The organism is Halomicrobium urmianum, assembly GCF_020217425.1.
In the GTDB taxonomy this organism is placed as follows: Archaea; Halobacteriota; Halobacteria; order Halobacteriales; family Haloarculaceae; genus Halomicrobium; species Halomicrobium urmianum.
The window spans coordinates 1,470,381-1,488,121 of the sequence record NZ_CP084090.1 but is presented as its reverse complement, the minus strand read 5'-3'; the positions used below and the strand labels follow the sequence as shown (position 1 = coordinate 1,488,121).

Sequence of the window (17,741 nt, the reverse complement as noted above, 5' to 3'; positions counted from 1 at the left end):
ACGGCGCTCTCACTTAGCAGAACCGTCCGATGGCACTTGAACGTAGCGCTTCGCGCCGAAGTGGACGTACGTCCACGAGTATTCGCGGCATCGCTTGGATATTAGTGGCGGTGGGTCGAACGAGAGCACACGATGGCAGAATCCGCGACGGTCCGCCGGGCCGACGAGCCGCTGGATCTGACGCTCTCCGAGGCCGAACTGGAGGCGCACCGCGAGCACATCACCTCGTTCATCGCCGACGTGACCGACGCCGCTGGGGTCGACGAGGCCGTCATCGGCCTCTCGGGCGGCATCGACAGCACGCTCACCTCGCACCTGGCCGTGGAGGCGCTGGGCGCGGAGAACGTCTTCGGGCTGGTGATGCCCAGCGAGGCCAACAGCGAGGCGAACATGAGCGACGCCGAGCGCGTCGCCAGCGAACTGCTGGACATCGACTACGAGGTGATCGAGATCAACCCGATCGTCGACGCCTTCCTCGAGGGGTACCCCGACGCCGAGGGCGATCAACTCGCCGTGGGGAACCTCCAGGTGCGCTCGCGGGCCGTGTTCAACTACCTGGTCGCCAACCACCGGGACGCACTCGTGCTGGGGACGGGCAACCGCAGCGAGTCGCTGGTGGGCTACTTCACGAAGTACGGCGACGGCGCCGTCGACTGCCATCCCATCGCCAACCTCTACAAGGCGCAGGTCCGCCAGCTGGCCAGGCACGTCGGCGTCCCCGACGACCTGGCCGAGAAGACCGCCAGCGCGGAGATGTGGATCGGCCAGACCGACGAGGCCGAGATGGGGGTCGACTACCCGACGCTGGACTCCGTCCTCGCGATCCACGTGAAGGGCGGCGTCTCGAAGACCGCGACGGCCCGCGAGATCGGCGTCGACGAGGCGGCCGTCGAGCGCGTCCGCGAACTGTACGAGCGCAGCCAGCACAAGCGGCAGGTTCCGCCCGGCCCCGACCCGCTGTACTGACGCGGCGACGGCCACTGCGGGGCCGGCTCACGGACTTCCCTCACTGACCTGTTCCGCCAGCACCATCTGATACCAGTTGATACCGTATCATACCGTAAGGTGGGATTTCGGGGTAGCAAATACCAGAACGGCGGCTACCGGACCGGATTCTCGGGTCCGCGACCCAGGTACTCGCCGGCGAACTGGCGGACCGACTCGTTGTCATACTCGTTCGTCTCCAGCCGGTGCCCCCAGGCGGCCAGGACGTACGTCGCGTCGGGACTTTCGGCGGGGTTCGGTACGGCGACGAAGCTCCGCCAGCGGCCGGTGTGGCGGTTCGCGAACGCCCGCAGGCTCTGCTCGGCGGACCGGTTCAGCGCCGCGGGGTCGTAGTAGACCACGACCGCGCCGTGCTCCAGCGTGTGAACGAGGTCGCCCAGCGGCTGTTCCTCCTCGTAGAAGCCGGCACTCACCTCGCCGTCGTGGTGGAGTCCGCCCGTCGGCGGCATCCTGTCGTAGTCGATCTCACCCGAGACGTGTCGGGTCTGGTTGAACGACTCGTTCTCGACTTGGGAGATCACCGCGGCGTCGCCCTGAACCGGAATCGACGCGTCGGCGTTCCCGCCGCCACCGCCGCCCATGATCAGCGTCACGTAGACCATCAGCGCCAGCGAGGCCAGGATCACGACGGCGAGGATCGCCGGCCCCGTCGGAATGCCGCCGGACTCCTCGCGCTCGACGCCCTCGACCCTGCGTCGGTCGATGGCGCTCAGTTCGCCCTCGTGGGCGTCTGCGAGGTGCGCGAGGTAGGTGTCCTCGTCCTCGAAGGCGGCGTCACAGTAGTCGCAGTCGACCATCGTCCCTCGCTGTGCACTCCAGTGAGACGAACGTTGCGCTTCTCACGAGGTCGCGACCGAAGGGAGCGACCTCGGCCAGAGCGAGCGGGAGCGAACGGAGTGAGCGACACGCGAGCCGTGAGCGGCGAGCCGCGACCGAAGGGGAGAATCTCGGACAGAGCGCCCACGGCGACGCGGCCCCTGTTCCCTCGACTCAATGTCGACCGGGCCGCTGCCGGCCGTTTCCAAAGGTCTTTGCCTTCCGGGTCGTTAACGCTCGGATGATGGAGGAAGCCGTTGCGGTCCGGCGCGCCGCGCTGGCCGCGGTCGAGGACGTCGAGCCGGTTCGTCTCCGCGACCGCATCGAGGCTCGCATCGACGCCGCGTCGATGGCACCCGGGGTGTACGCGCTGGTCAGCGCCCGCGCCGTCTGCGAGGACGCCGTCGAGCGTGGCTCGACGAGCCCTGGCTCGGCCTGGCCTTGCGAGGACGCCCCCGACGGCCTCGCCGACCGCGCCGCCGGCGTCCAGCTGATCTACGAGGGCCTCCGCCTGACGCGATCGCTGGCCCACGAGGATCCCTGGAGCGGCCTCGGCGACGAATCCGACGCCAGGGACGAGGCCAACCTCGACATCCTGATCGCCGACATCCTCGTCTCCCGGGGCTTCTACCTGCTGGCCCGCACCGAGGCCGCAGACGCCGCCGTCGGCGTCGTCCGCGCCTTCGGTACCGACCAGACCGTCCGCCGCGAGACCGACGATCCCTCGCTGGACCGCAACCTCGAGGCCGACGTGCTGGAACTGGCCGCCCTCGCCGGCGTGACCGCCGGCGGTGCCCGCTCGACCACGCGTCTGCGTGAGTACACCGCCGACCTCGCGGCCGACGCTGACCCCCTCCCTGCGGTCGAGCGACTGACCGACGACGAGATCCGCGAGACCGTCGCCGCGCTGGTCGCCGACGAGGCCTCGACCAGCGACGGGGTCACCACGTCGGCGGACTACTGAGGCGGACTGTTGTCGTTCGATACCGAGACGACCGCCCGTAGCCGGACGGTCGAATCGGACCACGGCTATAGTAGAAATTGAAACTATTTACACATCGAGTGGCACCCGGGGTGCCCCTCGAGTGTGTCAGTGCGTTCAATTTCTACTATACGACAGTCCGAACGACTGCTCTCGAATCGAAAGCCCTAAAGAGGATTCCCGGCTACGAACGAGTGCGTGCCTGGGTAGCTTAGAGGTAAAGCGCGTCCTTGGTAAGGACGAGAGCCCGGGTTCAAATCCCGGCCTAGGCTTCTTCGCCGATTTCACTCCCGCGAGGCGTTTCATCGCCGAGCGATCGCTATCGGCGAATGACGCCGACAGCGGGATTTGAAGTAGACGAGTCGCAGCCCGCGCAGCCGAGCGAAGCGAGGCAAGCAGGACCGTCTCGGCGTGGTTCAAATCCCGGCCGAGGCTCTTCTCAGATTTCGACTGCGAGCAGCGCGTTTCGTCGCGCCGCACTCTTGCGTTCCCAGTGAGGTTGACGCCAGTTCCAGTCCCACTCTGGATCACGGCGAACCCCGCCATCAAGTGGCGAAAGTCACCGCTAAAGCCCTGCTTACCGCTGCCGTAGCGCAGTAACCGCTTCCGAACGGGCGAGGATTCAATCGCCTGGGGAACGTACAGTCTTGCGGACAGTTCGAACGCGGTCCCCACAACACCATGTCTACACAGATCTCCGACGCGGACGACTCCGAGCGGACGCGCGACACCAGCAGACAGCCCCGACAGACGCGACCGCGACGCCTCCTCTCGACGGCGGCGCGGCGGACGAAAGACGGCACCGCGGCTTCGGCCGTCGGCGGTCTCCTGGTCGCCCGCGCGATCAGGCGGGCCCCGCAGCGTCGTCTCCGAGCGGGGCTGCTGGCTCTGCTGGGCGGCACGCTGGTCGGCCTGGGCCTCCGACAGCGGCGGTCGGGCGGATCGACGGCGGGCGGTGACTCCCAGCGCGGTACCTCCGGCGGCGAGGGCGAGGCGGATCACGAGGTCTCTGCCGAGGCCCACGCCCACCGCGTGGCGACGGACATGACGAGCCCCGACACGAACCCCCGCGGGACCACTGGCGAGCCCAAAGCGGAGGGCGTGGTGGACAGGGAAGTCGAGGACGTCGCGTTCGACGAGGACCAGAGCGAAGACGAGGTCGAGGCGCGCCCGACGCTCGGCGGCGACGACGAGGACCCGCGCATCCCCGACGAGGAGACGCCGGGGACGGACGACGACGTCGAGGTCAGCCTCTCGGAGACGGACATGACGGACGAGCTCGGCAAGGTGTCCCAGCCGGAGGACGAGCAGGCGTTCCCGGCCAGTGAGGGGACCGACCCAGAGCCGACGTCGCCGGAGGCCCCCGAGCGGTACGGCGAGGGCGCCGTCGCCAACCCCGACTCCGACGAGGTCGAGGACGAGGAGCTCGGCGGCGGACCGACGGACGACGAGGTCGAGAACGAGGGCAACGAGGCGGACGGTGGAGACGGCGAGTCGACCGACGGCGAACCGGAAACGTAACCGAACGACTGCCTCGTCTCGAGACGGCGAGTCCGACCCGGCGCTTTTTCACTCGCCGGCGGCCAGTGCCTCCGTGACCGACGAGACCGACCCGGAGGCGACCCTGGAGCAGTGGAAGGAGGAGATGCGGGCGGAGCACGAGGACGCCATCCGGAACCCCGACCCCGACGAGGACCACCGGATCGAGGGTGTAGCGCAGGTCAACTACCGGTGCTACTACGAGTACGACGCCGACGCGGACGAGCTGGAGCGCGCTCGCACGGAGCAGGTCGACGAGCTGGCGGATCCGGAACTGCTGTCCTGTGCCTGCGGCGTCCGGGGCATGACGCCCGACGAGGCGCGGGCGCACGTGGCGGCGGCGCGCGACCGGCCGTGAGCGGAGTCCGGGCGCGGACGCCGGGAAAGACACATCCGCCAGCACGGTCTGGTACGCCCATGAGCGAGCAGCTCGTCGGCGAGGTCGTCCACGTCGTCCCGCCGGAGGACATCGACGAGTACGACCTCGAACCGGAACTCGAGACGATGGCGACCGACCGGTACGTCCTCGTCTGTCGGAAGGGGGGCGCGCCGTCGCTGATCGAGAAGCTGCGCATGTTCTTCCTGCGCGAACCGATCGAGGCGGTGACCGTTGTCTCCGGGACGGTGGCCAGCGAGGGCGAGGAGATCACGGCCACGGTCGTCGAGACGGAGATGGCGGGCGTCTACGAGGCGACGCACGTCGAGCGGGGCGACTCCTGAGCTGACGGACCGCGCGGTCCCAGCGCGCGGGCGTCGACCGTCGGCCAACGGTTTTCCGTTGCCGTGCCATATGATATCACGGGAGGGTTTCCCATGCCAGAGTACCCGACCTTCCCACGGGACGAGAACGACGATCGGGCGCCGACTCCGCAGGAGATCGTCGACCGCATCATCCACGGACGGCTGGGCCGGATCGGTCCGCCGGTCCTCGCCGACCCGGACGGTCACTGACGACCCGGTCGGGTCCGCCCTATTTTCCGCCCCGGGTCGCGTCCCAGAGCAGGGCGGCCACGCCGCCGGCGACGAGCCCCGCGCCCAGTAGCGACGAGACCGGTTCCGGAACGAGAAACAGGAAGACGCCGACGACGACCGCGGCGGCGGCGAGCCCCTCGGGGACCGCGCTCCCGTCCTCGCTGGTCGCCGACGGGACCTCGTCGCCGTAGCTCCCGGCGCGCTCGGCGTCGCGGTCCTGCGCGCCGCGACCGAAGAGGTTCGGCCACCCGAACGGGACGTAGTCGGGCGTTCCCGCGCCACGGCTCGATTCTCCGGCCGCCTCGCGGTCGGGCTCCGATTCCTCGCGTCGGTACCGCCGCCCGGACGGATCGCTACTCATGGTCGATCGATGGGCCCTCGCCCGGGTAGCGGTTCGCCCTGCACCTGCGCCCGGGAACCCCAGACTCGGGACGCCGTTTCAGCGCTCGATCAGCCGGCGGACGGTCGCGTCCGGGACGGGCGACGATTCGAGGACGGCGCCGTCGGAGGACGCCTCCCGGAGGTAGACCGTCAGCCAGTACCCGACCTGGCCGGCGGCGGGGAGCGGGTCCTCCCTCGCGAGGACGTCGAACCGCTCGGGCGCGTCGCCGGGCGTCAGCACCTCGGCGAACGCGCGGAGCCGGTCCGGTCGCTCCAGGGCGTGCAGGAGGTCCGCGAACGCCGACCGGGCGCGGACGCCGACCGTGTAGCCCGGGTCGGGGTCGATCTCCTCGCCGACGGCCAGCTGGTACAGCAGGTACGGGAAGTCGGCACCGGCGTAGGTCGACAGCGCCAGACTCCCCCACAGCCGGGGGTTGAGTTCGAGCACCTTCGGCTCGCCGTCTCGCGGGTCGCGGCGGAACTCCACCATGGCGACGCCGTGCCAGTCCAGCCCGCTCAGCAGGTCGTCGGCCACCGCGTCGACCTCGGGGTCGGCGATCGTCTCGCGGTAGGTGCTGACCCCGCCCTCCGGCGGGCGCGTCCGGATGCGCTGCTGGACGACCCGGGTCGCCCGCTCGCCGGCCGGGTGGTAGAGGGCGTACGCGCCGGCCTCGCCGCCGTTGGGGACGTACTCCTGGACGAGCGTCGGGCCGTACTCGTCACGGATGCGGGAGTGCTCCGTCTCGAACTCGGCCAGCGACTCGCAGACCGCCACGCCGTCGCGGCCGCTCCCCCGGGCGGGCTTCAGCACGACGGGGAACCCGAGGTCGGCGACCGCGTCGGCGTCGACCTCCTCGGGCAGCAGCGTCTCGGGGCGGGGGACGTCGTGCGCCCGGAGGGCGGCCGTCGTCCGGCACTTGTCCAGCCCGACGAGCAGGCGGTCGTAGCAGTCGAACGGGACGCTCACCAGGGGGTCGATGCGGTCGCGGTGGCGCGCGACCGTCGCCACGGTGACCTCGTTGATCGGGAGGAGGGCGTCGTAGTCCCGCTCCTCCAGTTCGCGTTCGAGTGCGCGGACGAACGCCTCGGGCCTACTCTCCGGGTCGGGATAGGTGAGCCTGCGCTCGGCGTACCGCGAGAGCGCCCCCGGGGAGACGGGGAACCTGCTCCCGGCGGTGACGTCGAGCCCGCGCCGGCCCAGCGAGCGCACCGCGACCAGGCCGTGGACCGCGTGGGCGTTGCAGACGAGCACTCGGTCGGTGGACACAGCGCGGCTTAGGGGGCTACGGCTATCAGTAGCCGGGCGCTATTCCCGACGCGTCTGTCGGCCGCGAGTCGCGTCGGCGCAAAGCCGTCGTTACGGGAGTCGACGAAAGCCGGGCCCGACGACGGCGGGACCCGCCGGCTCCGGAACGATACCCACGTGAGGGATAAGCGCGGATTACGTTGTTAACGCCCCCGACAGCGCGGTGTTCGACTGTCATCGGCGAGCGATAATGCAGCGCAGTTACTCGGACGGCGTCCGCCGGACCGCCGCTATCACGCGAGCTTACGCCCGGCTATCGCCCTCAGGCGGGCTGTTCGAGGACGCGACCGACGTCCAGCGGGAGCCGGCCCTTGACGTAGCCCTCGGTGTGCCCGGAGGGGCGCGTCCGGAAGACCACCGCGGGCTCGTGGCCCACGTCGGGGCGCTCGCCGCGGATCCGGTACCACTCGTCGTCGGGGAAGGAGGTGCAGTCGACGAAGAGGACGGCGTTGCCGTGGACGGCGATCTGGTCGCGGGTCTTGGCGTCGCCGCTGGCCTTGACGGCTGCGATGGGCGAGTTCACCGTCCGCCGCCGGGGCGGCTGGGGGCGAGTCACCTCGACGAGGACGTCGTCGACCTGGAAGTCCAGCGCATGCCCGGAGCCGAGCTCGACCTCGGGCTCGAAGTCGTGGCCCGCGTCCGCGAGTAGCTTGGCGACGTTGAACTCCCCCATCGTCGCCTGCATGCGCGTCAGGTCGACCCCGGCGCTGGTGCCGAGCTTGCTCGCCATCGTGTAGCGGTAGTCGTCCAGCACGCCCGTCGAGAGGAACGCCTCGTAGAACGCCAGCCCGTCCTCGCGGGCGGCGTCGGGGAAGCCGGCGGCGTGCTCCCGGAAGAAGTTCCGGGTCGAGTCGCGGCCGTCCTTGGAGAAGAACACGGGCAGGAAGAACCACGAGACGTGGTCGTACTCGGCCAGCCAGGGGTCCTCGACCGCCAGCTGGGCCAGCAGTTCCCGCTGGGCCCACCGGGCGATCGGGTAGGTCGTCTCGTCGAAGGTGTACTTCTCCGTGCGCCACAGCGTCTCGGGCGTCTCGGTGTTGCCCAGCCAGTAGGCGTCGCCGCCGCCGTCGCTCCAGCAGAACAGCGCGGTGTCGCCGTTGTCCATCGCGAACCGGCGGGCCTCGTAGTCGTCCGGCGGGGCGAACCAGGCGGAGTCCGTCTCGGCGCCCAGGTTCGCGTCGAGGGGCTGGTATATCTCGTCGTGGACCCGCTCAGGGGTCCAATGCTCGTGCGAACGTCGGAATCGAAGGGGCCCAGCCACACTCGCCGTTAGCCGGCTGTGGGTTTGAGGGTTGCGGCGTGAGGCCGCTCGCTTCGCTCGCGGCCTCACATCGAGCGAGCGGGGGAACGGAGCGACCCGCGAGCCGCGAGGCCTCGGAACGGCCGACCACGAGCAATCCGTCGTGACAGACCGGTACGATTCACCGTTACATTGATAGGCACTAACACGCTACGTTGAGTGTGGTTACCAATGTCGATGGGTGCATACGACGAAGACGAACACGAACGCCGTGAGCGGAAGAACAACGAGGTCGAGCTGAGCGAAGACGACGACCGCACGGTGTATCACGGCGAGGTCGAGTACGACTCCGGTGACTCCACGGAGGACCTGCTCGACCAGTTCGAGCAGATCAAGTCCTCCTGACCCGCTCTCGTCGCCACAGCAGCAGTACCGACAGCGTCGTGACGACCGTCACGGCCGCGACGTGTCCGACAACGGCAGCGAGCAGCACCGGATACTCCAGAACGAACGGTACGAGCACGAGCTGGAGGAGTCCGAACCCGAGGGTCTCGGCGTCGGCCCGCCGGAGCACCGCCGCGGTCTCCGGATCGAACCGGTACCGCGCCGACCGCCACAGCGCCGTCACGGCCGCCCACCAGCCCGTCCCGAAGCGGTAGCAGACGTCCCACAGGATCAACAGCAGCAGGTACGCGACCAGCACCGGCGGCCGCGAGCCGAACAGTTGCCCCAGCAGCGACCCGTCCCCGTGCCCGGGGTCGAACACGAACAGGTGGGTCACCAGGGCGACGTAGGCCAGCACCGATAGCACCACCTCGACGCTGGAACTGAACAGGAGATCTCGGTAATCCTGCGGCACGTCTACCCGGCGGACCAGGGTCCCGATCCGGAGCATCTCGACGCTACCGACGGTCGCGACGACCACCGCGACCGTCCCCGCGACCGCCGCCTCCCAGAGGCCGTAGTACGCCGCCAGCGCCAGCAGCGCGCTCTCGAAGACGACGATCTGGATGGCGACGGCCGCCCACGCCGGCAGGTCGATCCCCGGCAACGCGCCGACGATGCTCTCGTACACCCAGGTCTCGCCGTACCGCGGGCGCTCGCTCACGTCTCGCCCCCCGACCGGGCACCGCCGCCGTCCGCCCTGGCGTCGCCGTCGCTCGCCAGCGCCGCGTCCAGTCGCTCGACCGCGTCCGACGGCGGTCGGCCGGCCAGCGCCCGCTCGACCGCCTCGTCGAACGGCGTCAGCGCGACGGGCAGGTGCTCGCGAAGGGGGCCGTCGTCGGCGACGACGGGGTTCTTCAGCCCCAGGATCAGCGGTCGGGCAACGCTGGCGGGTACGTCGGTCACGAGCTCGACCCAGTAGGTGGATAGCCGCGGCGTCAGGATCGGCACCGAGACGATCCGCGGCGGTCGCTTGCCCATCGCGCTGGCGGTCCGCCGGACGATCTCGGCGTAGCTCAGCACCTCCGGGCCGCCGATCTCGTAGGTCTCGCCCGCCGTCGCGGGGACCTCCAGCACGCCGGCCAGATAGGCGACGACGTCGCCGATCGCGATCGGGTGGCTGTCCGTCTCGATCCACCGCGGCGTCACCATCACCGGCAGCCGGTCGGCCAGTTGCCGGATCATCTCGAAGCTGGCACTCCCCGGGCCGATCACGATGGCCGCCCGCAGCGTCGTCAGGTCGTACTCACCGGCCGCGAGCAGCCGCTCGACCTCCCGGCGGGAGCGCAGGTGCGCCGAGAGGTCGGCGCTCTCCTCGCCCAGCCCGCCCAGGTAGACCACCCGGTCGAGGCCGGCCTCGCTCGCCGCCGCTGCGAAGTTCCGCGCGGCCCGCCGGTCCTTCGACTCGAAGCCGTCGCCCGCCCGCATCGAGTGGACCAGGTAGTAGGCGGCGTCGACGTCCGCCAGCGCGCTCTCGAAGCTCCCGCGGTCCAGCAGGTCCCCGCCGAAGACGGTCACTCCCGGCGGCGCCTCGTACCCGTCGGCGTTCCGGACCAGAGCGCGGGCTTCGTGGCCGCGCTCGACCAGTACCGGGAGGAGGTGGCTACCGACGAATCCCGCCGCCCCGGTCACCAGCACGCGCATACCCCAACCGGGAACGCGAGCGCCTTAACTGTCGGCCCGGGCGGGGTCCCGCGGGCCTCGCCGCTACTCCCAGCCCGGCGTCCCGGGCGCGCCGTCGGCGTCCTCCACGCGGCGGGCGAGCCGCGACGCGGGCGCCCGCTCGCCGACCGAGCCGGCGGCCATCGCCTCCCAGGCGTCGATGGCCCGTCCCGTCCACGCGTCGGCGTCGAGGGCCTCGTCGTACAGGCGCTCGTACCAGTCGTCGCTGATCGCCCCCGTGCCCGGCGCGGAGGCCCCGGCGACGGCCGCGAACTCCGCCCGGTCCTCGCGCGTCGGTTCGTCGGCCGCCAGCCGCTCGACGGCCCCGTCCAGCCGCCCCGGCTCGGGGTGGGCGAACACCGTGCTACCCAGCGCCGCCGGCCCGAGCAGCGGGCTGTCGCCCTCCGGGGGCTCGTCGTCGAGCAGCCGCTCGCCGCCGTAGACTCGCTCGACGCGTTCGCACTCCGTCTCCGCGTCCAGCTGGAGGTTGTCGCCAGGATACGTCGCGCACGTGTCCGGGTACAGGTCCGAGTCGTGGATCCGACACTGCAGCGTCACCGGATCGAGGAAGACGCAGGTGCGCAGCCACGTCGAGTCCGTCCCGAACGGACCAACGGGCTTCGGGGGTTTGCGCAGGCCGACGAAGAACACCGGTCGGTCCCCGACGGCCGCCACCTCCCGGCCGTCGACGGTCGTCGATCGGTCCGGATCGTCCGCACTGAACAGTCGCGGCCGCAGGGCGTCACCGTGGCCCGCCCGGATAAACGATCGCACCTCGTCCCGCTCCAGCGGCACCAGGTTGTGCGTGTCGTCCAGCGGCTCGAACGGTCCCCGGCGCTCGTGGTCGACCTCCGCGTCGGTGAGCGGTCGCCAGTCGACGCAACACCCCGCACAGCCCTCGCAGTCGACCTCCATGTTCGACGATGGGCGGTCGAGGCACAAAAGTCCGCGTCCGTCCCGCCCGCGCTGTCAGGGGGGCCGCTCGACACCCGTGACCTCGATGCGCGCGCCGCCGTCCGTCCCGTCCGTGACGCTCACCGCCCAGTCGTGCATCGACGCGATCCGACTGACGATCGAGAGCCCGAGGCCCGTCTGGCCGCCGCCGGTCGTGACTCCGGCCTCGAAGACCCGCTCGCGCTCCCCCGGGGGGATGCCCGGACCGTCGTCCTCGACGTAGAACCCGTCCCGGAGGGGGCCGACCGTGATCTGACAGCCGTCGCCGGCGTGGTCCACCGCGTTCCGCAGGAGGTTCTCGAAGAACTGTGTCAGGAGGCTCTCGTCGGCGATCAGCCGGACGTCGCCGTCCACCGACAGGGCGGCGTCCTCCGTGGCGACGTGCCGCCAGGCGGCCCGGGCGACGTCACCGACGGCCACCGGTTCGCCGCCGTCGACGGCCTCGACGCGGGCCAGCGTCCAGGCGTCCTCGATGATGGTCTCCATCCGCTCGAGCGCGTCACGCACGGCCTCGGCGTGCTCGCCCTCCATCATCTCCGCTCGCCCCAGCGCGACGGTCAGCGGGTTGCGGAGGTCGTGCGAGAGGACGCCCGTGACGGCCTCGAGTCGCTCGTTTTTCCGCTCGACGTCGTTCTCGGCCTCGCGTCGCTCCGTGACGTCCGTGTGGATGACCAGCACCTGCTGCTCGCCCCGCCACTCGAACGGCCGCACGTCCATGATGAACCAGCGGCGCTCGCCGGGGGAGTGACAGGGGTACTCGTAGCGGAACCGCTCGCCGTCGGCGAGGACGCCCCGGATCCCGGCGGCGGCCGCCGCGGCGTCCGGGTCGTCCGCGGCGTCGCACACCGCCAGGTAGTCCGTCCCGACCATGCTTCCCGGTGGACCGCCGTTCTCCGACGCGAACGCTCGCCAGGCGGCGTTCGTCGCCGCGATGACGCCCTCGGCGTCGAGGACAGCGATCTGGTTGGGAAGCGCGTCGAAGGCGCGTCCGCGGAGGTCGGCGGCGTCGCCGTCGCTGTACTCTGTGGTCACTCGTTCGCGGAAACGACCTCCGGCGGCAAAACCGCTCCTGTCCGGCTATCAGTTCTAAGAACCGCGGCGGGCCCTACTCGTTCATCAGGCCGTCGCCCTCGACGCGCATGACGGCCTCGCCGTCGGGGAGGTTCGGTGCGTCGACGAGCTTGACGATGCGCTTGTCGCCCTTGGACTTCCGCAGGTAGATGCGGAACGTGGAGGTGTGGCCCAGGATGTTGCCACCGATGGGCTGGGTCGGGTCCCCGAAGAAGGAGTCGGGGTTGGAGGCGACCTGGTTGGTGACGACGACGGCAGTGTTGTTGAGGTCGCCGACGCGCATCAGGTCGTGGAGGTGCTTGTTGAGCTTCTGCTGGCGCTCGGCGAGTTCGCCACGGCCGACGTACTCGGCGCGGAAGTGGGCGGTCAGGGAGTCGACGGTGAGCAGGCGGACGGGGAACTCGTCGTCCTGGGACTCGCTGGCCAGCTCCTGGGCCTTCTCGGCCAGGAGGATCTGGTGGTTGGAGTTGAACGCCTTGGCGACGTGGATCTTGTCGAGGACGGACTCGACGAGGTCGTCGAGCAGGGCCTCGTCGGTCGCGTCGGCCTCCGCCTCGTCCTCGACGACGCCGTGCAGCACCATCGTGTCCTCGAGGACCTCCTCGTCCTGCCCCTTGACCATCTGTTCGATCCGCTCGGGGCGGAACGTGTCTTCGGAGTCGACGAAGATGGCGCCGCCCTCCAGCCCGCCGTGCTCGGCGGGGAGCTGGACGTTGACCGACAGCTGGTGGGTCACCTGGGACTTGCCGGCACCGAACTCGCCGTACACCTCGGTGATCGACTGGGTCTCGACGCCGCCGCCGAGGAGCTCGTCGACCTCGTCGACGCCCCAGGAGAGCTTGCCGATCTGTTCGCGCCGTTCCAGTACCGTCGCACCGGTCTCGAAGCCGCCGATGTCGGCGGCCTGGCGGGCGGCCTGGATGATGTCGGAGGCGGAGGACTCGCCGATGTCGGCGGTGTTGGACAGCTCGCCGGGGGAGGCGACGGCGATCCCCTGATAGGAGTCGAAGCCGTTGTCCTTGAGCTTGTCTGCGGTGGCCGGGCCGACGCCCGGCAGGTCCTCGAGGTCTTCGTTGGCGGACATGGACGTGCCTTACTCCTCTTGGGGTATAAACCCCCGTTAACAGGGTAGTGAAAGTGAAACTGGCCGACGAGGGGCGGCTACGCGGCGGTCCGGTCCGCAGGCTTATCCACGAGGACGAGTGCGGGCCGCTCGCGACGGTCGACGCGGGCCCGGCTGTAAACAGGCGAGTGTAAGTGAAGCCACCGGCAGGTGAAAGTGAAGCGGGGGCGAGTCCGAGTGCGCATCGAGGACCACCGGACGTCGTCCCTCAGGGCCCGCGGTAGCCCACGTACGCGACGCCCAGGCCGCCGGCGACGCCCATCGCAGCGAACAGCCACTCCGGCCCGGGCAGACGGCCCTCGCCGAAGACGCCGACGAGGACGAGCGTCACCACGACAGCGCCCCGAAGCGGGTTCGCGCGCATCGCCTGCCCGATCATCCGGACCTCCCAGGCGAACCCCTCCAGCCGGGACGCAGCCGCCGACGCGACTGACCGGTTCTCGTCCGGGTTCTCGGCGGCATCGAAGCCGTCGAGGCGCTCGCGGGGCACCCGCCGCACGTCGCCCGTGTAGACCCGCTGGCCCTCGGCGTCGCCGACGCGGAGCAACGTGATGTCGTCCCCGGGCGTGCCCACGACGCGGTACACGCCCGCGGGCAGGTCGACGTCGACGGGCCGGAGGTGGTCGCCGACCCCGAGATCGAACTCCTGACGGCTCATTCCCACGGGTGGTCGCCCGCCCGGTCGGGCCACAGGGGATACCAGTACTCCTTGTCCGACTCGACGGTCAGTTCGCCGTTGAGGTTCGACTCCAGTTTGAACTCGGCCGCGGAGTCGCGCTCGTGTTCCGTGCGGTCGTCGGGCGCGAACGGGTAGAACGCGCCCCGGCGGAAGGAGTAGATCCAGTAGACAAGCCCGCCGTCACGCTCGTGTTCGAAGGCGAAGACGGCCGCGAGCAGGCGCGACCCGTAGCGGGCCTCGATGAGCGTGTCGGCGGCGAAGTGGATCGAGGTGACGAGGTCCTCGAACGCCTCGTCGTGGAGGACGACCCACTGGTAGCCGTGGTCGTCGCTGGTGAACTCCGCGGTGGTGCCGGTCTCGACCTCGCCGGCCTCGAGGATGGCCTCGACCTCCTCGATGGCGTCCCGGAAGTCGGTGCTGTCCACGTCGGCGAAGCAGAGGGCAGCGTCGCCGGTGGGGGCGTAGCCGAGCTCGGCCTCCATCGTGAGGTAGGCCGTCGACATCCCGAACAGGTCGTCCGGATCGGCGTCGCGGGTGGCGTCGGCCTCGGCTTTGATCCCCAGCGCGCTCTTGAGTCCGTCGAGCAGTCCCATACCGGGTGAAACGGGTCCCTCCCGTATGGGAATTTCCGTCCCTGCGACCGAGTATGAAAGTGGCGAAATCGCCACGCAGGCGTTATCAAGCCGTGAAATACGGCAGCATGATTTGCGTGGTTGTCGACGAGGGGATTGTTCGATGGGTACTCTCGCCGCGGTCTTCCTGTGGGGCAGCGCAGGGGTCGCGCTGCTCTGGACGGCCTACCAGTCGCGGTCCCAGTGGAGCGAGCGAGCCGTCGAGCCCTTCACCGCCCTGGTCGGTGCGCTGGGCGCGTCCGCGCTGGCCTTTGCGGGGACGTGGTTCTCCGAGGCGACGGTCCTGCTGGCGGCGCCGCTGCTGGTGTACGTGACGCCGCTGCTGTGGGCGCTGTTCGTGTTCGAGTACACCGGCCGCTACGCCGCGGAGACCCGTCGTCGACGGGCCCTCCTCGCGTTCCCGAGCGCGTACATCATCTGCGCTCACTACGGCTTCTCGTTCGGCGCCAGCGCCGTGCTCGGCATCGATCCGTGGGAGTACGAGGGCTCGATGGCCAGTGTGATCATCGGCGAGATGGCGGGTCCGTTCGCCCTCGTCGCCCAGGGCCTGAGCGTGGGATAGTATCTGGCGAACTTCTTCGTCATGGGGCTCGGACTCGTCGCGACGGTCGTCCTGCTGAGTCAGGCGTTCAAACACGATCACCCGAGCGCACGCGTCGGCCTCGCGCTCTCGGCGGCCGCGCTGAGCCCCATGCTCGTCCAGATGAGTGGCTTGATGGTCGCGACGATGTCCGGCCTGCCGATGGAGGCGACCTACCTCCCCGTCTCGGGGGCCTACCTCGCGAGCGCAGTCGTGTTCGCCACGGTCCGCGAGCGTCACGACCTGTTCGCCGCGGCCCCCGCTGCCGGCACGATCGGGACCAGACGGGTGCTCACCGACCTCCCCGAAGCGGTGATCGTCGTCGACCACGACGAGCGGATCGTCCGGCTGAACCCGACCGCCCGCCGCGTGTTCGACGCGTCGACCGACGCCGTCGGGGAGCCGATCGAGCGCGTGCTCGGCGAGGACGTCGCCGACCTCCAGGAGGCGGCGTCGCTGGACATCGACGGCTCGGACGGCAAGCGCCACTACGAGCCGAACGTCTCCGAGATGTACGACGGCGGCGACACCGAACTCGGCTACGCGGTCGTCCTCCGGGACGTGACCGACCGGGAGATGCGCCAGCAGCGCCTCCAGGTGCTCAACCGCGTCCTCCGGCACAACCTCCGCAACGAGATGACGACCATCCGAGGCCGGGCGGAGGTGCTCGCCGCGGGCGACGGCGACGCGTCGGCGCTGGGCGACGCCATCACCGACTCCGCCGACGACCTCGTCGAACTGGGCGAGCGCGCTCGCGAGATCGAGCGGATGCTGTCGCTGACCGTTCGGATGGACTCACGGTGTCGCCTCGCGCCCGTCGTCCGGAACGTCGTCGCCGACGGCGCGGACGCCGACGTGACCGTCGACGTGCCGGCGGACCTGGAGGCGGGCGTCGACGAGCAGCTCCTCGAACCCGTCGTCCACAACCTGGTCAGCAACGCCGTCGAACACAGCGACCGCGAGCGACCGACGGTCGAGGTCGCCGGCGGACGCGCACGCGCCGACGAGTCGCTCCCGGTCGTGCTCAGGGTGGCCGACGACGGACCGGGGCTGCCGGACAACGAGCGGCGCGCGATCGAGCGCGGTCACGAGAACCCGCTCGAACACGGCAGCGGGCTGGGGCTGTGGGCGGTGCGGTGGGGCGTCACCCGCATGGGCGGCGCCCTCTCGATCCGCGACCGCGATCCCCGCGGTACCGTCGCCGAGGTCAGGTTGCCGGCCCCGACCGAGGGGGGTGGCGCGTCCCCCGGCGCCGAGGGTGATCCGCCCCTCGACGGCGGGGAGGCGTCGCTCGGCGACGACGAGCGAGGGAACGAGAGCGACCCCGATTCCCCCTCGTGCGAGGCCGACGCCGACTACAGCCGGAATTGAACGCACTGACACACTCGAGGGACGCCCGGGGTGCCCCTCGACGTGTAACGGATTTCAATTCCTACTACAGGGAGTGTGGGTCGGTCTAGAACCCCTCGAGTTCGCGCTCTAGATCGCGCAGGCGCTCGACGCGGTTCTCGGTCGGCGGGTGGGTGCTGAACAGCTTGCCGACGAAGCCCGACCTGATCGGGATGATGAAGAAGGCGTTCATCTCGGACTGGCTGCGAAGGTCCTCCTTCGGGACCTTGTCCATCCGGCCGTCGATCTTCATCAGCGCGGTGGCCAGCGCCGACGGCCGGCCCGTGATGACGGCGCCGCCGCGGTCGGCCGCGTACTCGCGGTACCGCGAGAGGGCCCGGATCAGCAGGAAGGAGACGATCCACACCAGCAGCGACGCGACGATGGCGACGATCACCGGCGCGCCCCCGCCGCCGCGCTCGCGCCCGCCGCCGAACAGCCAGCCCCACCGGACAACGATGAAGGCGATCGTCGACAGGAACGAGGCGATGGTCATCACCATCACGTCGCGGTTCTTGACGTGGGCGAGCTCGTGGGCGAGCACGCCCTCCAGCTCCTCGTCATCGAGGGTGTCCATGATGCCCGTCGTCACGGCGACGGTGGCGCTCTTCTGCGATCGGCCGGTGGCGAAGGCGTTGGGCACGCGGCTGTCCGCGACCGCCACGTCCGGCTTGGGCAGGTCCGCCTGCTGGGAGAGCCGTTCGATCTTCCGGTGGAGTTCCGGGTACTCGTCGGGGTCCACCTTCCGGGCTCCCATCGAGTACAGCGCGAGCTTGTCGCTGAAGAACAACTGAGCGAACGAGAAGGCCCCGAACACGAGCACGATCATCAGGATGCTCTCGAAGTACAGGGTCAGAAAGCCCAGGAAGACCACGTAGAGGGCGAACAGCAGGAACATGGTCAGGGCCATCCGGCCCCGGAGTCCCCAGTCCGTTTTCCACTGCATACCCGCCTCTAGGGGCTGAA

Annotated in this window: 21 protein-coding genes and 1 tRNA gene; 10 read left to right on the top strand and 12 right to left on the bottom strand. The window is 70.1% G+C overall.

The features are described from left to right. Positions 1-132: 132 nt before the first annotated feature. Positions 133-966: an NAD+ synthase gene (locus LCY71_RS07210; RefSeq protein ID WP_225335687.1), complete on the top strand. Its 834-nt coding sequence runs from the start codon at positions 133-135 to the stop codon at positions 964-966. Between the two features lie 134 nt (positions 967-1,100). On the opposite strand, the gene LCY71_RS07205 is transcribed toward LCY71_RS07210, so the two are convergent. Next, complete coding sequence (locus tag LCY71_RS07205; protein WP_225335686.1) at positions 1,101-1,802, bottom strand: thioredoxin-like domain-containing protein; 702 nt, start codon at positions 1,800-1,802, stop codon at positions 1,101-1,103. Positions 1,803-2,065: 263 nt separating this feature from the next. Between LCY71_RS07205 and LCY71_RS07200 the strand changes: the two genes are divergently transcribed. The 6 genes from LCY71_RS07200 (at position 2,066) to LCY71_RS07175 (ending at position 5,293) form a co-directional block, all read left to right on the top strand. After that, positions 2,066-2,785, top strand: coding sequence for a DUF7114 family protein (locus LCY71_RS07200; protein ID WP_308444701.1), 720 nt, complete (start codon positions 2,066-2,068; stop codon positions 2,783-2,785). A gap of 218 nt (positions 2,786-3,003) precedes the next feature. Continuing rightward, positions 3,004-3,075, top strand: a tRNA-Thr gene (locus LCY71_RS07195). A 409-nt stretch (positions 3,076-3,484) separates the two neighbouring features. Further along, positions 3,485-4,324, top strand: coding sequence for a hypothetical protein (locus LCY71_RS07190; protein WP_225335684.1), 840 nt, complete (start codon positions 3,485-3,487; stop codon positions 4,322-4,324). A 73-nt stretch (positions 4,325-4,397) separates the two neighbouring features. Further along, complete coding sequence (locus LCY71_RS07185) at positions 4,398-4,700, top strand: hypothetical protein (RefSeq protein WP_225335683.1); 303 nt, start codon at positions 4,398-4,400, stop codon at positions 4,698-4,700. Positions 4,701-4,759: 59 nt separating this feature from the next. Next, positions 4,760-5,062, top strand: coding sequence for a DUF7526 family protein (locus LCY71_RS07180; protein WP_225335682.1), 303 nt, complete (start codon positions 4,760-4,762; stop codon positions 5,060-5,062). Between the two features lie 93 nt (positions 5,063-5,155). Then, positions 5,156-5,293, top strand: a complete 138-nt coding sequence (locus tag LCY71_RS07175; RefSeq protein WP_225335681.1) for a hypothetical protein — start codon at positions 5,156-5,158, stop codon at positions 5,291-5,293. Positions 5,294-5,312: 19 nt separating this feature from the next. Here LCY71_RS07175 and LCY71_RS07170 read toward each other — a convergent pair whose 3' ends face one another. The 3 genes from LCY71_RS07170 to LCY71_RS07160 form a co-directional block, all read right to left on the bottom strand. Then, positions 5,313-5,675: a hypothetical protein gene (locus LCY71_RS07170; RefSeq protein ID WP_225335680.1), complete on the bottom strand. Its 363-nt coding sequence runs from the start codon at positions 5,673-5,675 to the stop codon at positions 5,313-5,315. A 78-nt stretch (positions 5,676-5,753) separates the two neighbouring features. Then, positions 5,754-6,962, bottom strand: coding sequence for a carboxylate--amine ligase (locus tag LCY71_RS07165; protein ID WP_225335679.1), 1,209 nt, complete (start codon positions 6,960-6,962; stop codon positions 5,754-5,756). A 301-nt stretch (positions 6,963-7,263) separates the two neighbouring features. Further along, positions 7,264-8,262 carry a DUF5784 family protein gene (locus tag LCY71_RS07160; RefSeq protein ID WP_225335678.1) on the bottom strand — a complete coding sequence of 333 codons (999 nt, stop codon included), beginning with the start codon at positions 8,260-8,262 and terminating at the stop codon, positions 7,264-7,266. A 210-nt stretch (positions 8,263-8,472) separates the two neighbouring features. Here LCY71_RS07160 and LCY71_RS07155 point away from each other — a divergent pair, with 210 nt between their 5' ends. After that, complete coding sequence (locus LCY71_RS07155) at positions 8,473-8,646, top strand: DUF5786 family protein (protein ID WP_225335677.1); 174 nt, start codon at positions 8,473-8,475, stop codon at positions 8,644-8,646. Here the strand turns inward: LCY71_RS07155 and LCY71_RS07150 are convergent. The 7 genes from LCY71_RS07150 to pspAB form a co-directional block, all read right to left on the bottom strand. Continuing rightward, on the bottom strand, positions 8,633-9,349 hold the full coding sequence (locus tag LCY71_RS07150) for a DUF7530 family protein (protein ID WP_225335676.1): 717 nt from the start codon (positions 9,347-9,349) through the stop codon (positions 8,633-8,635). The genes LCY71_RS07155 and LCY71_RS07150 overlap by 14 nt on opposite strands. Continuing rightward, positions 9,346-10,329, bottom strand: a complete 984-nt coding sequence (locus LCY71_RS07145; protein WP_225335675.1) for an NAD(P)H-binding protein — start codon at positions 10,327-10,329, stop codon at positions 9,346-9,348. Before LCY71_RS07145 ends, LCY71_RS07150 begins: the two co-directional genes overlap by 4 nt. A 63-nt stretch (positions 10,330-10,392) precedes the next feature. Continuing rightward, positions 10,393-11,262 (bottom strand): YkgJ family cysteine cluster protein, encoded by an 870-nt coding sequence (locus LCY71_RS07140; RefSeq protein WP_225335674.1) that lies wholly within the window; start codon positions 11,260-11,262, stop codon positions 10,393-10,395. Between the two features lie 54 nt (positions 11,263-11,316). Then, positions 11,317-12,333, bottom strand: a complete 1,017-nt coding sequence (locus LCY71_RS07135) for a PAS domain-containing sensor histidine kinase (protein WP_225335673.1) — start codon at positions 12,331-12,333, stop codon at positions 11,317-11,319. Between the two features lie 73 nt (positions 12,334-12,406). After that, complete coding sequence (gene radA / locus LCY71_RS07130; RefSeq protein ID WP_225335672.1) at positions 12,407-13,456, bottom strand: DNA repair and recombination protein RadA; 1,050 nt, start codon at positions 13,454-13,456, stop codon at positions 12,407-12,409. A 247-nt stretch (positions 13,457-13,703) separates the two neighbouring features. Further along, on the bottom strand, positions 13,704-14,153 hold the full coding sequence (locus LCY71_RS07125; protein WP_225335671.1) for a hypothetical protein: 450 nt from the start codon (positions 14,151-14,153) through the stop codon (positions 13,704-13,706). After that, positions 14,150-14,767: a PspA-associated protein PspAB gene (pspAB, locus tag LCY71_RS07120; protein ID WP_225335670.1), complete on the bottom strand. Its 618-nt coding sequence runs from the start codon at positions 14,765-14,767 to the stop codon at positions 14,150-14,152. The genes LCY71_RS07125 and pspAB overlap by 4 nt, the downstream gene beginning before the upstream one ends. Before the next feature lie 142 nt (positions 14,768-14,909). Here pspAB and LCY71_RS07115 point away from each other — a divergent pair, with 142 nt between their 5' ends. Then, positions 14,910-15,368, top strand: coding sequence for a hypothetical protein (locus tag LCY71_RS07115; RefSeq protein WP_225335669.1), 459 nt, complete (start codon positions 14,910-14,912; stop codon positions 15,366-15,368). Between the two features lie 21 nt (positions 15,369-15,389). After that, positions 15,390-16,757, top strand: a complete 1,368-nt coding sequence (locus LCY71_RS07110) for a sensor histidine kinase (protein ID WP_225335668.1) — start codon at positions 15,390-15,392, stop codon at positions 16,755-16,757. Positions 16,758-16,842: 85 nt separating this feature from the next. Here the strand turns inward: LCY71_RS07110 and htpX are convergent, their stop codons facing one another. Then, positions 16,843-17,721 carry a zinc metalloprotease HtpX gene (gene htpX / locus LCY71_RS07105; protein WP_225335667.1) on the bottom strand — a complete coding sequence of 293 codons (879 nt, stop codon included), beginning with the start codon at positions 17,719-17,721 and terminating at the stop codon, positions 16,843-16,845. Positions 17,722-17,741: the final 20 nt, after the last annotated feature.

Coding starts and splice junctions, on each gene's coding strand:
- LCY71_RS07125 (WP_225335671.1), bottom strand. CDS start 14,153: ATGAGCCGTCAGGAGTTCGATCTCGGGGTCGGCGACCACCTCCGGCCC.
- LCY71_RS07140 (WP_225335674.1), bottom strand. CDS start 11,262: ATGGAGGTCGACTGCGAGGGCTGTGCGGGGTGTTGCGTCGACTGGCGA.
- LCY71_RS07155 (WP_225335677.1), top strand. CDS start 8,473: ATGTCGATGGGTGCATACGACGAAGACGAACACGAACGCCGTGAGCGG.
- pspAB (WP_225335670.1), bottom strand. CDS start 14,767: ATGGGACTGCTCGACGGACTCAAGAGCGCGCTGGGGATCAAAGCCGAG.
- LCY71_RS07115 (WP_225335669.1), top strand. CDS start 14,910: ATGGGTACTCTCGCCGCGGTCTTCCTGTGGGGCAGCGCAGGGGTCGCG.
- LCY71_RS07175 (WP_225335681.1), top strand. CDS start 5,156: ATGCCAGAGTACCCGACCTTCCCACGGGACGAGAACGACGATCGGGCG.
- LCY71_RS07205 (WP_225335686.1), bottom strand. CDS start 1,802: ATGGTCGACTGCGACTACTGTGACGCCGCCTTCGAGGACGAGGACACC.
- LCY71_RS07200 (WP_308444701.1), top strand. CDS start 2,066: ATGGAGGAAGCCGTTGCGGTCCGGCGCGCCGCGCTGGCCGCGGTCGAG.
- LCY71_RS07110 (WP_225335668.1), top strand. CDS start 15,390: ATGGGGCTCGGACTCGTCGCGACGGTCGTCCTGCTGAGTCAGGCGTTC.
- htpX (WP_225335667.1), bottom strand. CDS start 17,721: ATGCAGTGGAAAACGGACTGGGGACTCCGGGGCCGGATGGCCCTGACC.
- radA (WP_225335672.1), bottom strand. CDS start 13,456: ATGTCCGCCAACGAAGACCTCGAGGACCTGCCGGGCGTCGGCCCGGCC.
- LCY71_RS07180 (WP_225335682.1), top strand. CDS start 4,760: ATGAGCGAGCAGCTCGTCGGCGAGGTCGTCCACGTCGTCCCGCCGGAG.
- LCY71_RS07190 (WP_225335684.1), top strand. CDS start 3,485: ATGTCTACACAGATCTCCGACGCGGACGACTCCGAGCGGACGCGCGAC.
- LCY71_RS07210 (WP_225335687.1), top strand. CDS start 133: ATGGCAGAATCCGCGACGGTCCGCCGGGCCGACGAGCCGCTGGATCTG.
- LCY71_RS07145 (WP_225335675.1), bottom strand. CDS start 10,329: ATGCGCGTGCTGGTGACCGGGGCGGCGGGATTCGTCGGTAGCCACCTC.
- LCY71_RS07170 (WP_225335680.1), bottom strand. CDS start 5,675: ATGAGTAGCGATCCGTCCGGGCGGCGGTACCGACGCGAGGAATCGGAG.